Origin of the sequence: Bacillus cereus group sp. MS39, assembly GCF_040448665.1 — a bacterium.
Lineage (GTDB): Bacteria > Bacillota > Bacilli > Bacillales > Bacillaceae_G > Bacillus_A > Bacillus_A wiedmannii.
In genome coordinates this window covers 3,671,394-3,684,131 of record NZ_CP123058.1, presented here as the reverse complement: position 1 = coordinate 3,684,131, position 12,738 = coordinate 3,671,394, and the positions used below count along the sequence as shown (strand labels likewise).

The window sequence follows — 12,738 nt, the reverse complement described above, 5'->3', positions numbered from 1 at the left end:
ATGATATGAAAAATATAATAGTTAGGTTTGCTTGTTATATTATTTTTCTAATATGTGAGTGGTCAAATATAAACCCGGTGGAAGCAATTATTTTATTATCTATTTTGTTATTTATACCGATGTCATTTTGCATCATTGATAAGAAAACAAGAAATGGATCGTATGTATTCTTTTATAAATTTGTGTTGCTGTTATATCCAATTGCAGCAATTAGTGCAATGTTAGCTTTCGTAACAAATCATTATTTCTTTGCATTACTTTGGTTTGTATATACAGGAATTGTTGCGTTATTTGGTATAAGTAGATTGCTAGAAAGAGGATGGAAACCGTTAGAAGAGACAGCTATCGATAGTGCGTTTATGTATTTGTTTTTAGGTGGTTTCTGGTTTTTTGCTTCTGTAGCAAAGCTTTCCATTATGCACTTTAGTTCCGACATTGTTTTGCTTACAGCTGCACACTTTCATTATTCGGCATTTCTATTGCCGTTATCAGCTGGTTTAATTGGGAGGAAAAGAGAAAAGAGAAGTAAAGTATATGATGCTATTATGTTTGTCATCGTCATTTCACCTATGACAGTTGCAATCGGAATTACGTACTCAAGAGTATTTGAATTTTTTGCAGTGTTCCTATATGTATGCGCTATTTATAGTTATGGGATTTATGTTTGGCGTACGAAATTTAATGCTATTAGTGCAAAGATTCTCCTAATCATATCGTCTAGTACACTCATGGTAACAATTATGTTTTCACTTATATATTCGTATGGGAATTTGAAACATGTAATGACGATTACAATTGCTCAAATGGTTTGGATTCACGGTGTTGTCAATGGAATTGGAGTAGCGTTACCAGCATTTGTCGGTTGGATGATTGAAAAGAATGCTCCGAATTATAAATATTACGGGAAACCAATGAGCAGGTTAAGAGGAAATGCGACAGTTGGTGAAGCGTTTTTATATAACAGACATTTATTAGATAGCAAGGAATACAAAGGTTTAGTTGATAAAATGAATGATTTTCATAGTGAGGTATTTGACACGAAGAAGATTCCTTTAAGTATTATTCGATTTTATGAAAATACAAAAGAGTATGAGTTACAATCGCATATTAAATGGAATCGTTGGTTCCGCCCGCTTGCATTTTGCTATGAGAAAATGAGTAAGCGTGTAGGACAAATACATTTAGGAATGAGCGGTAAGTGGGAAACGATGCATGGCTCTATCGTTGGGATAATAGATGAGAAAGATGGAAGGGAGAATGTAAGGGCTTGGCTAAGAAAAAATGAAGCAGGAGAATCTATTTTTGTAGCTCTTTACTCAAAGCACACATATAAGAGCGAGACATATATGAATATTGCATTACCTTTACCATATTCGAATATGACGGGGGTTTTAAAATTATGTAATAAGAGTAATGATTTAATCATTACTAGTAAGCTGAGAAGAAATGGTAAAGGAGATGAGGGGATTTATTTACATACTCGTTTCTTTACAATTCGTTTACCGTTAGCAGAGACTTTTATTATAAAGGAGAACACGAATCACATATTAGAAGCTAACCATAGAATGTGGATATTTGGAGTTAAGTTTTTAGAAATTGATTATGAGATTAAGAAAAGAGAAGGAAAGTGAAAAAAGCTTGGAGAGATACCAAGCTTTTTTTACGTATGCGTAATTGTCATAGCAACTTGTTTATCTAAGTCTCGGTCCCAAACACGTTGAATTTCAAACGTACCTATTTCAAAAAATAATGGGAATCTCTCTTTAAACCAATCTTGCATAGGAAGATTTAATGCTGTATCAATTGGCACCCATAATAATTCGCCTTCAGGAGGATTCAAAAGGAGTTCACCTTCAAATGAATCTGTCCAATAGTTAAATACCATATATCGAACATTTTCTTTCGGATTTACGTATTCATCTAATCCTTTAAAAGTTAAATTTGAAACAAGTAATCCAGTTTCTTCTTGTACTTCTCGTTTAGCAGCTTGAACGATACTTTCTGGGAAATCTACTTTTCCGCCAGGAGCGATGTAGCCAGGAAAACCTCGATGATCGGGGCGTTTTATAAGTAAAACTTCATTATTTCGCTGGATCATACACATTGTATAGATGCGGTGCTCGATGTTATGAGAATTTTGAGGCATAATAATGTATTCTCCTTTATATTTATTTTGATAATTTTACCATAACATAATGGTTTCTTATATAATTGAAAAAGAATATTAGGAATTTTTAGTAAAATATTATAAAGTCTATAATCATTTGAAAAGAGGAGAGAGAAATGCAAGGGGAAGTACAAAGAGAAAAAGCTTTGGGGTATGTTGGTAAATTATTGTTGCCAGTTAAAGCGTCACGACATTTTAAGTTTTTGTGGATTGGGCAATTACTTTCGATTTTAGGGAGTTCTATAACGATGGTTATTTTGCCAGTCGTTGTTTATTCATTGACTGGTTCAACAGTTGTAATGGGGATGACAATGGCAATGTACATGCTACCAAATATTCTTGCTTTACCGTTTGCGGGTTTAGTTGTAGATCGAATTGACCGAATAAAATTAATGTTATTTACAGACATAATCCGCTGTATATTAATGCTATTACTTGCAACACTTATATTTATGGATGTTTTAACAATTCCATTTCTATACGTACTAGTGGCATTATATGGGCTTATGGAAGGCATATTTCAGCCAGCGTATTCAGCTGTAAGAGCAAAAGTATTTGTACCAGAAATTCGAAACGCAGCTAATGCATTAACACAAATGAGTAATCAAGGTATTCGATTAATTGGACCGGCTCTTGGAGGATTGATCGTTTCAGTTGCATCTGCTGGGATAGGGTTTGGATTAGATGCAGTAACGTATTTGTTATCATTTTTTTGTTTATTATTTTTAAGAGAGATAAAGTTTAAAAAAGTAAAACCTATTGAAAAGAGAAAAATCGATTACAAACAAGATTTTATGGAAGGTGTTTTCGTTTTAAAAAGTCATCCGTGGCTGTGGGTTACAATTTTAGTTTTTTCTTTCATAAATATTTGTTATGCCGGCATTATCGTCGTATTAATTCCATGGTTATTTAATGTTCATCATCATTTTGAAGCATACGTGTATGGATTAGGAATGGCATCTTCTGGTGTTGGAGCTGTAATTGCCGCGCTAATATTTGGTGGGAGGGAACGGTGGCATAAGCGGGGATTACTTGCCTATGGTGGTGTTTTAATAAGTGGTTGTGCGCTTTTAATAATGCCGTTTATTGCTTGGGCACCTGCACTAATTGGATTAATGGCAATTGAAGGGTTCGGTATGATGATATTTGGACTCATTTGGGAAACAAGTTTACAAGAGCTTGTGCCAGAAGAAGCATTTGGAAGGGTGGCAAGCCTTGATATGTTAGGTTCATTTGCTTTATTGCCACTAGGTTATGTGGTTGTAGGCTGGTTAGCTACTGTCATAGGTGGCGAAATAACGATTATAGCACTAGCTATTTTAGTACTTGTAACAATTGGAATAGCATTGTCTGTACCAAGTATTCGTCGGTTCGATTGATTATGTAAGCTAAAAGGGGATATGGTATATGAATATAGAAAACCTACATGATTTACTAGTAGATGAGTTGGGATGTAAATATATTTTAGGAGAAAAGGTATTTGAAGCAAAAAATTTCACAGTCTATATCGCTACCCATAGAGGAAATAAGCTAACATATAATCAACTAGTATTAATAAAGCATCTTTGTAACGAAAAGCCTACCGTATATATTTGGGACAAGAAAATTAGTACGGTAGCAACAAAAATGGAAATCACAAAAGAAGTGACAGAAGCGATACAAGCTGGTTTTAAAAAGCAAGAGTAAGCCCTAATCAAATTAGGGCTTACTCTTCATTAAACACAAATGTTTGTTTCATTTTTTCACTCTCATTTACCGGATGGCCATTATACGAGAAATTTTTTTCTTCCCAAGTAATGACGACTTTGAAATTATGGCTGTTAAAGTCTAAAGGGAATACCATGTAGTCAGAGCCTGTCTGACTTTTAGAAACGTTTATATTAGGTGTCGTAGGTTTAACAGTAGCTTTAGAGGTAGGACTGTTATCAAGTATTTCTACAGATACATTGGATACATCACTCCCAATGTTTTTAACGAGTAAACGATATGTATCATACACACCCTGTTTTGGCTGCACTACTTGCTTGTTTGCGTTATAAGATTTATCAATTTGGATATACCACTGTTTTGACTTTGATTCAATTGGTAGTGATTGAAATGTGTATGCACTAGCTTGTATTGGTAGTGCTAAACAGATTAGTGCAAAGAGAGAAAATATTTTTCGTTTCATTTTTAGAGGGCTCCCATTCTGTAACGGATTTATTTATTATTATTTTCTTTTTGGGAAAGGGTATACCATATAATGTAAGAGTTTGTTTTGTGAATATCGGATTAGGAGTCATTATCTCAGTTGTTACGCTTATACTTAGTGTTAGTACAGCTTTTCCCCAACAAGAAAGCCGATCGCCTTTAGGCATAGAATGAAAGGGGAGCTGGATCCGGAATGCTACTAAAAATCGTAAGGTTCGTGGTAATTTAAGTATCCAAAGTATAGGTAGTTTCTTCAGATTTTTTGTTTGATTTTTCCGAAATAAATGATTATAGAAGAGTGTTTCAAAGTATTGGTTGAAGGGATATGTAACGAGCTTGACATGGTTAGTATCGTAATGTTATGTGATACTAATCGCGTTCATTTGTTTTTAAGTACACGGACAATCACTCCTTAGCCCTGCGAATAAAATGAGTGACATCAAAATGTTTGAGAGCAGAATGCCCTCATTAGAACGTTAAATAGTATATTCAATATATTTAGGGGATTAGAGGAAAAAGCTGTGTAGAGGCCATACTACACAGCTTTTTTCGTACGTCTGACTTTAGGATAACCAATTAAGCTTGTTTAATTGTTACGTATACGTACTTCTGTATCACTATCAAAAAAATGTGCTTTTGTTAAACTAAAGGCTACTGAAAGCTTATCGCCAGCTTTCAGTTCTGATCGAGCATTAATTCGTGCGACAAAACTTTGATTTTCAAGTTTTCCATGTATCATAGTCTCAGCACCTAATAATTCAGCAACTTCAATATTAATTTCGACAGTTGAATCAGGAGAAGATTGAAGGACAATTGGTTCATCGTGAATGTCTTCTGGACGAATACCGAGTATAAGTGTTTTTTGGTTGTATCCCTTTTTCTGCAATTTTTGTAATTGTCCTTCTGGTACTTTAAAACGAATGTTTTCTATATGAAAATAGTTATCTTTTAATGTTCCAGTAAAAAAATTCATGGCCGGAGAACCAATGAATCCGCCAACAAAAACATTCTCAGGAGTATCATAGACTTCTTTTGGTGTACCAACTTGTTGGATGATACCATCTTTCATCACAACAAGGCGTGATGCCATTGTCATTGCTTCCGTTTGGTCATGTGTTACATATATAGTAGTTGTGTTTAAACGGCGATGAAGCTTAGAAATTTCTGAACGCATACTTACACGTAATTTAGCATCTAAATTGGATAGAGGCTCGTCCATTAAGAATACTTTTGCGTCACGAACGATAGCTCTTCCTAATGCAACACGCTGTCGCTGCCCACCCGATAATGCTTTTGGTTTTCGCTTTAAATAATCTTCAAGACCTAATATTTTTGCCGCCTCAGTTACGCGATGATTAATTTCATCTTTTGGTAGTTTTCGTAATTTTAAACCAAACGCCATATTATCGTAAACAGACATATGTGGGTATAGTGCATAATTTTGAAATACCATTGCAATGTCACGATCTTTTGGAGCGACATCATTCATAAGTTTACCATCAATATAAAATGAGCCATTAGAAATATCTTCTAAACCTGCAATCATACGTAGAGTAGTTGATTTTCCACAACCAGAAGGACCGACAAATACAATAAATTCTTTATCTTGAATATGTAAATTGAAATCAGAAACAGCAGTTGTTTTATTATCATATAATTTGAAAATATGATCTAATACGAGTTCGGCCATTATACATCACCCCTATTTTTATAATTAACTAAATTATAAGATTTATCGATTGTAAGGTGAATTGGCAAGTTGCACAAAAAATATTAATTTTTTTATGCAAAATTACGAGATGTTCAAAGAAAGAAAAGCCAAATAGACAGCCACAGCACCTTCAAATGTTTTTATATTCAATCCTGTTTTTTCAATGAATTTGTCAATTCGATACTGTAAAGTATTTCGGTGTAAATATAATTGTTTGGCCGCAAGTGATACATTTAAATTACATTGGAAGAATACTTTAATACTCTCTATTAGCTCTTTATCATTGAAAACATGTGCTAATAAATGATTTGTATATTTTTCCCTCTTTTCTTTTGGTAATAAGGTCATTAATTGATAAGGAAGGAGTTGTTCAATGTATGTAATTTTCTTTGATAGATAGGGAGAAAGATAAGAAAATAAATTTCGTTCCCATTGATACAAGTGAGAAATTTGATTGGTATGGGTGTAGTGTCTGCCGACAAAAAAGGATAAGGATATAAAAAAATCTGTTTCCAGCGTATCAAGGGCTGTTTGCAATCTATATTCAGATATATTTTCTGTTAAGATGAGGACTCCAGTTTGTGAAGTTTCCCATATTGTAGGATTATCAAAACCAAGTATTGAATGTAAAGCATTATGAAATTCTTCTCGTTCCGTTATAGGATGCGTTGTGAAGAAATGTAAAAAGCGTACAGATGTTATTTGAATATCTTTACTCTGATATAATGCTTCGTACCAATACTTTTCTATTTCTGTTTCATAGCATGTGTCAGTATGGAGGGGAGTTAAGAGGGATGAAAGTAATTGACACTCTTGTTTATGTAAGCGAGATTTACGAATTCCTACTCTATTCCCATCAATCAAAAACCAACTGTAATCTTCAGAAAGTATGGCCTCATTAATTTTTATATCTTTATCGTAATATCTTTTTAATTGTTGAATCATATGAACACTCCTTATCTTTATATTATTTATTAATAACAAATGCTATAGGGATAATGGATTGACATAGTTTGCGTTAAAAATTTAAAAAATTCAGAAAATATATTGCGGAGGAAAAAGTGATAGTGTTATACTTCATAACAACTGGTAATGACAACATCATGTCGTGATCGAATTGGTATATGTATAAATAATATATCAATGATAGTTTATTCCTTCAACTGGTAATGACATAAGTCTACTAAAATTGATAGGAAGGGAGAGAAGAGCATTGTTTTTATAAATGAATAAAATTCGTTTGTGAACGCTTTATTTACAAGGTGCTCCAAATCTTTTGTAAAGTTGATTATATTAGTTTAATTTGTTGTCAGTGAGTTACAAGAAACATAAGTAAAGATTTTGTTATATAGATGATTGTTTCTAGAGGAGGAAAAGGGATGAAAAAGTGGTTTATTTTCTTTTTGTCAACATTGCTATTGGCAATAGTAGGATGTTCTAACAGTGGCGAAAAAGTTAACACGTCATCTAAAGATGAAAAAATAGAATTACGGTATGCACTTTGGGATAAGAAACAACTACCAGCAGTGGAGAAAGTGGTTCAACAGTTTAATGAAAAACATCCGAATATTAAAGTGAAAATAGAATTAACAGCGTACGGACAGTACTTTCAGAAGCTTGAAACGGCAGCAACAGGAAATGCATTGCCGGATGTATTTTGGATGAATGGACCAAATGCCGTGAAATACGCTTCGGGAAAAGTATTGATGCCTTTGGATGATAAAGCGAAAAAAGATAATTATAAATTGGAAAATTACCCAAAATCTTTAGTTGATTTATATACAGTAGATAATAAAACTTACGGTATTCCAAAAGATTTTGATACAACGGCACTTTGGTATAACAAAAAATTATTTGATGAAGCTGGAGTAGCATATCCAGATGATTCATGGGATTGGGAGAAAATGAAAGAAGCTGCAAAGCAATTGACGAAAAAGGAAAAAGGTGTTTGGGGATTTGCAGCAGCAATGGGAAATCAAGGTGGTTATTATGATCTCATTTATCAAAATAAAGGGTATGTTCTTTCTAAAGATAAAAAAACAGTAGGATTTAATAAACCACAAGCAATTGAAGCATTTAATTATAACATTAGTTTTATTAAAGAAGGATTATCACCAACATTTGCTCAAATGACAGAGACAACAGCATCTGATTTGTTTTTATCAGGTAAAGTAGCGATGATTTTTGACGGGCCTTGGATGGTACCAGAATATAAGAAAAATCCTGATTTAAATATTGCTGTTATGCCAAAAGGAAAAGAAAGAGCTGTTATGATTCATGGTCTAGCAAATGTCATCTCAGCGAAAACAAAATATCCGGATGCAGCTTGGGAATTTGTGAAATATTTAGGTTCTAAAGAGGCAGCAGATGTGTTTGCAGAAACTGGAACAGTCATTCCTGCTTTTAATGGAACACAAGAAGCGTGGGTTAAATCCGTTCCAAACTTGAATTTACAAGCGTATATCACTGGTCTTGAATATTCTTACCCATTACCGAGTGTGAAAAATACAGGAGCTTTATGGGAGCAAGAAACAAAAGTATTAAAAAGGGTATGGGGAGGAGAATTGAATGTTGAAGAAGCAACAAAAGAATTAACAGAGAAAGCAAATGAAGTTCTTTCTAAAAAATAAGGAGAGGGATCCTCTCCTTGCTTTAAATCAAAAATTATGGGAGGAGTGAAGAGATGGAGGATCTATCAATAAAGGTAGTGGAGCAAAAAAATACACATATACAAAAAAAATATAAAAAGAAAAAGAAATTAGATTATATATGGGCATATGTCATGATTGCCCCAACTATGTTAGGGTTATTCATTTTTTATATGTGGCCAATTGTGCAAAATATTTATTTTAGTTTTACAGCGTGGGATGCGTTTGGTAGCTATGAATGGATTGGACTAGAAAACTATAAAAAGATGTTTACTGATAAAGATTTAGGAAAGGCTTTTCAAAATACATTTATTTATATCGTGCTTACTGTTCCAATCGGTATATTTTTATCCATCATATTAGCGGTGCTATTAAATCAAAACATTAAAGGGAAATCCCTTTATAGAACATTATATTTTTTACCTGTTATTACAATGCCTGCTGCAATCGCTATGGTATGGAAATGGATCTATAATTCTGACTATGGGTTACTCAATTACATGTTATCATGGTTTGGAATTGATGGTCCTAATTGGCTTACCAACCCTAACATTGCATTATATTCAATTATTATAGTTGCGATTTGGGGGGGGATAGGATATAACATGGTTATTTTTCTATCTGGTCTCCAAAACATCCCTAAAACATACTATGAAGCGGCAATTATGGATGGAGCCCGGCCAATTACAATTTTCTTTAAGATTACATTGCCACTTTTATCGCCAGTTATTTTCTTCGTAACGATTATGTCTTTAATTGGAGCATTTCAAGTATTCGATCTCATCTTTATGATGATTGGTAGAACAAGTAATGTAATTGAAAATACACAATCTATTGTTTATTTATTTTATCAAAATGCCTTTATTTTAAATGAGAAAGGATATTCGGCAGCCATAGCAGTTGTATTATTAATTATTATATTAATCATTACAGCGATTCAAATGATATTACAGAAAAAGTGGGTGCATTATGATGAATAAAAGAGTAGGTGCAGTCAATAAAAATACAATTATGATTCATGCAATACTTATCATAGGTGCCTTATTAACTATTGGTCCTTTTATTTGGATGATATTAACGTCTCTAAAAACTTATACAGAATCTGTTCAAGTTTCACCAGTTATTATCCCATCTCAATTTATGTGGAGTAATTATACGGAAATATTCAACTTATTACCATTTTTTAAATTTATGATGAATACTGTAATTGTTACAATAGCTAGAACGGTCGGGCAGTTGTTTTTATGCTCATTAGCAGCTTATGCTTTTGCTAGAATACAATTTCCAGGTAGAAATGTACTGTTTTTACTAACTCTTTCCGTCCTAATGGTTCCGGCTCAAGTGTTTTTGCTTCCACAATATTTAATTATGGTAAAACTGGATTGGTTGAATACATTACAAGCGGTAATTGTACCTGGGTTATTTAGTGCATTTGGTACCTTTTTATTACGTCAGTTTTTTATGGGCGTTCCAAAGGAACTAGAAGAAGCAGCAAGATTAGATGGTTGCAATCACTTCAAAATTTATTGGTATGTTATGCTGCCTCTTGCGAAACCAGGTTTAATTGCGCTTGGTATATTTACAACACTCTGGTCTTGGAATGAATTGATGTGGCCGATGATTGTAAATAATTCACCAGATATGATGACATTGTCAGTTGGTTTATCTTCACTACAAGGGCAATATGCAACAAACTATCCGGTACTAATGGCGGGATCATTTTTAGCGATTTTACCAATGTTGTTATTGTTTGTTTTTTTACAAAAACAATTTATTGAAGGAATTACAATTACAGGTGGAAAATAAGAATAATAGAATAGGAGAGGATATGAATGATTACAGCGGCATTAATTGGGGCAGGAAGTCGTGGAATGTACGCTTATGCTTCTTACGCGTTAGAACATCCAACAGAGATAACTTTTGTTGCGGTTGCAGAATTGGATAATGCAAAAAGACGGAAATTCTCTGAAATGCATAGCGTTTCGGAAGATATGCAATTTGAAACATGGGAAGAGTTATTAGCGAAAGAAAAGCTTTGTGATGTATTGCTTATTTGTTCGCCCGACCGGTTTCATTATAAACCTGTTATGCAAGCGATTGAGAAGGGATACAAAATTTTATTAGAAAAACCAATGTCACCAAGCCCTACAGAGACATTGGAAATTGCAGAGGCTGCCACGAGATATAACGCATTATTAACAGTATGTCACGTATTAAGGTATGCACCATTTTATAGGACTTTAAAAGAAATTGTTGATCAAAAGAAGATAGGGGACATCGTTTCAATTCAATGGAATGAAAATGTTGGTCATTGGCATCAAGCGCATAGTTTTGTAAGAGGGAATTGGCGTAATAAATCTGAATCAAGTTCAATGATTTTGCAAAAATGTTGTCATGATATGGATGTGCTACAATGGCTTGTGGGTGCAGAGTGTGAAAAGATTTCATCTTTTGGAAGTTTGACTCATTTTAAATCCGAACATGCACCTAAGGGTTCGACGCTACGTTGTACAGATGGTTGTGAAGTTGAAGAAAACTGCCAATATTCTGCTTTAAAATGGTATTTACACGAGAGAGATGAATGGCCAGCGAATGTAGTTTCTATTGATACAAGCATTGAAAATAGACTGGAGGCATTAAAAAAAGGACCTTATGGGCGTTGTGTGTACCATTGTGACAATGATGTTGTAGATCATCAAGTAGTAAATTTGCTATTTGATAATGATGTAACAGTTGCTTTTACAATGTCTGCGTTTACGAAAGAGTGTTGCCGTACGTTTAAAATTATGGGAACACATGGTGAAATTCATGGTCATGATGTATTAAATGAATTGAAGGTCAAATATTTTTCAGGTGAGGTTGAAACGATTTACCCAGAAACAATAGAAGGTGGACATATGGGAGCAGATAATGCAATTATGACTGATTTTATCGAAAAGGTAAAAAACAATAAAACAGAAAGTTTAACGTCTGCAATGATTTCGGCAAATAGTCATTTGATTGCCTTTGCGGCTGAAAGATCAAGAATAACGGGTGAAACAGTAAATCTTAAGCAATATGTGACAGACTTACAAGAATCGATGAATCCAGCAAAATAAGAAGAGCGCATATAAAGGAACAAATTAAATGTACGATTAAAGTAAATTTTAACAGTTGGAATAAGCTTATCTTTCTATGTGAGAAAGTGATGGTAATTCCTATTTTCATTCGATATAATAGCCATAAACTGGTTATAACAACTTTATAGATGAGGGAGTAAAACATGATTGCAAAAGATAATCGAACACCATTATACTACCAATTAATGGATATTATTGTGGAACAAATTGAAACTGGGAATTTACAAGAACATGATAAGCTTCCATCAGAACGCGAGCTATGTGAGATTCATGATGTAAGTAGAACGACAGTAAGACAGACAATGCAAGAACTGGAAAAAGAAGGATATATTTATAAAAAACATGGTAAAGGGAGTTTTGTCTCACCTCGTGTATTTAATCAAAGCCTGGTTCGTTTTTATAGTTTCACAGAAGAAATGAAAAAATTTGGAAAGGTTCCATCATCAACAGTCGTATCATTTTCCATAATTCATTGCGATAAAAAAATATCGAAAATTATGAATCTTAATCATGAAGAAGAGGTATATCAAATTACAAGACTAAGGTTAGCTGATAAAGAACCGATGCTATTTGAAACATCTTATATTCCTGTAAAGTTCTTTCCATATTTAACGAAGAAAGAATTAGAAGAAACACCAATGTACGAGATTTTTCGTACAAAATATCAAGTCCATATCACGCGCGCGGTGGAAAGTTTCAAAGCGATTGCAGCAGAAAAAGAGCATGCAACATGGCTACAAGTTGAAAAGAATGAACCATCTTTATCTCTAGAACGGATTGCATATGCGAAAGAAAATATAATCGAATACACACAGACCATTGCAAGAGGAGATAAATTTACTTACACAGTTGAATTACAATAAGTATGGTTATACTTATTGTAATTCAACTGGTAATGATGAC

Annotated in this window: 12 protein-coding genes; 8 read left to right on the top strand and 4 right to left on the bottom strand. The window is 33.6% G+C overall.

What is annotated here, in order from left to right; genetic code table 11:
- The first annotated feature begins 5 nt into the window (after positions 1-5).
- Positions 6-1,631 (top strand): YndJ family protein, encoded by a 1,626-nt coding sequence (locus QEP67_RS19070; protein WP_064460298.1) that lies wholly within the window; start codon positions 6-8, stop codon positions 1,629-1,631.
- A gap of 29 nt (positions 1,632-1,660) precedes the next feature.
- On the opposite strand, the gene QEP67_RS19065 is transcribed toward QEP67_RS19070, so the two are convergent.
- Positions 1,661-2,146, bottom strand: coding sequence for an 8-oxo-dGTP diphosphatase (locus QEP67_RS19065; RefSeq protein ID WP_001136061.1), 486 nt, complete (start codon positions 2,144-2,146; stop codon positions 1,661-1,663).
- Between the two features lie 137 nt (positions 2,147-2,283).
- On the opposite strand from QEP67_RS19065, the gene QEP67_RS19060 reads away from it, so the two are divergent.
- Positions 2,284-3,546: an MFS transporter gene (locus tag QEP67_RS19060; protein WP_353706376.1), complete on the top strand. Its 1,263-nt coding sequence runs from the start codon at positions 2,284-2,286 to the stop codon at positions 3,544-3,546.
- Positions 3,547-3,574: 28 nt separating this feature from the next.
- A complete protein-coding gene (locus QEP67_RS19055) occupies positions 3,575-3,853 on the top strand; it encodes a hypothetical protein (RefSeq protein ID WP_001019603.1) in 279 nt (92 codons plus the stop codon).
- A gap of 19 nt (positions 3,854-3,872) precedes the next feature.
- On the opposite strand, the gene QEP67_RS19050 is transcribed toward QEP67_RS19055, so the two are convergent.
- From QEP67_RS19050 to QEP67_RS19040, 3 genes are all read right to left on the bottom strand, one after another.
- Entirely contained in the window at positions 3,873-4,337 is a 465-nt protein-coding gene (locus QEP67_RS19050) for a hypothetical protein (RefSeq protein WP_000823169.1), read from the bottom strand.
- Between the two features lie 606 nt (positions 4,338-4,943).
- Complete coding sequence (ugpC, locus tag QEP67_RS19045) at positions 4,944-6,047, bottom strand: sn-glycerol-3-phosphate ABC transporter ATP-binding protein UgpC (RefSeq protein ID WP_000829431.1); 1,104 nt, start codon at positions 6,045-6,047, stop codon at positions 4,944-4,946.
- Positions 6,048-6,149: 102 nt separating this feature from the next.
- Entirely contained in the window at positions 6,150-7,013 is an 864-nt protein-coding gene (locus QEP67_RS19040; protein WP_000615936.1) for a helix-turn-helix domain-containing protein, read from the bottom strand.
- A 434-nt stretch (positions 7,014-7,447) separates the two neighbouring features.
- Between QEP67_RS19040 and QEP67_RS19035 the strand changes: the two genes are divergently transcribed.
- The 5 genes from QEP67_RS19035 to QEP67_RS19015 all read left to right on the top strand — a co-directional run bounded on the left by QEP67_RS19035 (position 7,448) and on the right by QEP67_RS19015 (position 12,698).
- Positions 7,448-8,698, top strand: coding sequence for a sugar ABC transporter substrate-binding protein (locus QEP67_RS19035; RefSeq protein ID WP_353706375.1), 1,251 nt, complete (start codon positions 7,448-7,450; stop codon positions 8,696-8,698).
- A gap of 53 nt (positions 8,699-8,751) precedes the next feature.
- Entirely contained in the window at positions 8,752-9,696 is a 945-nt protein-coding gene (locus tag QEP67_RS19030) for a sugar ABC transporter permease (protein WP_000389888.1), read from the top strand.
- Positions 9,689-10,522, top strand: coding sequence for a carbohydrate ABC transporter permease (locus tag QEP67_RS19025; protein WP_353706632.1), 834 nt, complete (start codon positions 9,689-9,691; stop codon positions 10,520-10,522). The genes QEP67_RS19030 and QEP67_RS19025 overlap by 8 nt, the downstream gene beginning before the upstream one ends.
- A gap of 26 nt (positions 10,523-10,548) precedes the next feature.
- On the top strand, positions 10,549-11,814 hold the full coding sequence (locus QEP67_RS19020) for a Gfo/Idh/MocA family oxidoreductase (protein ID WP_000626889.1): 1,266 nt from the start codon (positions 10,549-10,551) through the stop codon (positions 11,812-11,814).
- A 164-nt stretch (positions 11,815-11,978) separates the two neighbouring features.
- Positions 11,979-12,698: a GntR family transcriptional regulator gene (locus QEP67_RS19015; RefSeq protein WP_000560687.1), complete on the top strand. Its 720-nt coding sequence runs from the start codon at positions 11,979-11,981 to the stop codon at positions 12,696-12,698.
- The last annotated feature ends 40 nt before the right edge of the window (positions 12,699-12,738 follow it).

Excerpts from the sequence above, each read along its gene's own strand:
- QEP67_RS19070 (WP_064460298.1), top strand. The coding sequence starts at position 6 with ATGAAAAATATAATAGTTAGGTTTGCTTGTTATATTATTTTTCTAATA.
- QEP67_RS19065 (WP_001136061.1), bottom strand. The coding sequence starts at position 2,146 with ATGCCTCAAAATTCTCATAACATCGAGCACCGCATCTATACAATGTGT.
- QEP67_RS19060 (WP_353706376.1), top strand. The coding sequence starts at position 2,284 with ATGCAAGGGGAAGTACAAAGAGAAAAAGCTTTGGGGTATGTTGGTAAA.
- QEP67_RS19055 (WP_001019603.1), top strand. The coding sequence starts at position 3,575 with ATGAATATAGAAAACCTACATGATTTACTAGTAGATGAGTTGGGATGT.
- QEP67_RS19050 (WP_000823169.1), bottom strand. The coding sequence starts at position 4,337 with ATGAAACGAAAAATATTTTCTCTCTTTGCACTAATCTGTTTAGCACTA.
- ugpC (WP_000829431.1), bottom strand. The coding sequence starts at position 6,047 with ATGGCCGAACTCGTATTAGATCATATTTTCAAATTATATGATAATAAA.
- QEP67_RS19040 (WP_000615936.1), bottom strand. The coding sequence starts at position 7,013 with ATGATTCAACAATTAAAAAGATATTACGATAAAGATATAAAAATTAAT.
- QEP67_RS19035 (WP_353706375.1), top strand. The coding sequence starts at position 7,448 with ATGAAAAAGTGGTTTATTTTCTTTTTGTCAACATTGCTATTGGCAATA.
- QEP67_RS19030 (WP_000389888.1), top strand. The coding sequence starts at position 8,752 with ATGGAGGATCTATCAATAAAGGTAGTGGAGCAAAAAAATACACATATA.
- QEP67_RS19025 (WP_353706632.1), top strand. The coding sequence starts at position 9,689 with ATGAATAAAAGAGTAGGTGCAGTCAATAAAAATACAATTATGATTCAT.
- QEP67_RS19020 (WP_000626889.1), top strand. The coding sequence starts at position 10,549 with ATGATTACAGCGGCATTAATTGGGGCAGGAAGTCGTGGAATGTACGCT.
- QEP67_RS19015 (WP_000560687.1), top strand. The coding sequence starts at position 11,979 with ATGATTGCAAAAGATAATCGAACACCATTATACTACCAATTAATGGAT.